The sequence below is a fragment of the Rhizobium sp. CCGE 510 genome (assembly GCF_000292525.1).
GTDB lineage: Bacteria > Pseudomonadota > Alphaproteobacteria > Rhizobiales > Rhizobiaceae > Rhizobium.
Genome location: NZ_AEYF01000102.1, coordinates 1 through 963 on the forward strand (window position 1 = coordinate 1; position 963 = coordinate 963).

Consider the following 963-nt stretch of genomic DNA (forward strand, 5'->3'; position numbering starts at 1 on the left):
ATCGACGGTGGCGCCCTGGCTCTTGTGGATGGTCGTTGCATAGCCGTGATCGAGATTGCTATAGGCGCGTTGCTCGACGGCGACATGGCGCTTTTGCTGTCCTTCCCCGACCGAAACGACGACGCGGTTTGGCGCTGCCTCGACGACCTTGCCGAGCATGCCGTTCTTGACGCCGAGGGCAGTGTCGTTCTTGAGGAAAACGATCTGATCACCGGCAGCGAACGGACGCATGCCGTCGGCCGTTCGGAAGGTTCGCCCCTCGCTGACAAGACCGCGCTCCACCAGTTTGGCGCGCGCCATGTCGTTGAGCAAGCGCACGTCACGGCGCAGATGCGCGAGCATCAGCGTGGTCTTCGCAGGATCGTATTCGCGGTTCCAGTCGCCGATCAGCTGTTCGACCGCTTCAGCCTTCAGCGTCGAGCTATGCAGCCGGTCATGCGATTGATAGCGGGCAAGCGCCGCGCCGACATTGCCGCGCGCCAGATCGAGAGAGGCAGCCCGCATCCAATCTTCACGCTGGCGATAGATCGTCTCGAGTTCGGCATAACCGATACGATCGGCAATCGCCCGGAAGGCCGCACCGGCCTCAATCGGCTGCAACTGATCGGGGTCACCGACGAGAACCAATTTGGCACCCGCCCTGACCGCGGCCTCGACGAAGCCGGCCATCTGCTTTGAGGCGACCATGCCGGCCTCGTCGATGACGAAAACGGTCTTCGCATCGATCCCATCCCGGCCGCGTTGCCAGCGCAGTTCCCAGGAGGAGAGCGTTCGGCTTTGAATGCCGGCTTCCTTCTCCAGTCCCTCGGCCGCCTTGCCCGCGAGCGCGCCACCGACGACGCGATAGCCAGCTGCTTCCCAGGCTTCGCGTGCCGCCTTCATCATCGTTGTCTTGCCGGCGCCGGCGCGGCCAACGATCGCTGCGATCCGCGCCGGACCCGCGACATGGCCGATTGCGGTTTT

1 protein-coding gene is annotated in these 963 nt (G+C 64.1%); it reads right to left on the reverse strand.

Annotation, left to right across the window (positions count from 1 at the left end):
• Window positions 1-963 (reverse strand): AAA family ATPase (locus tag RCCGE510_RS32635; protein ID WP_007637920.1); only part of this gene is annotated, 963 nt, incomplete at both ends.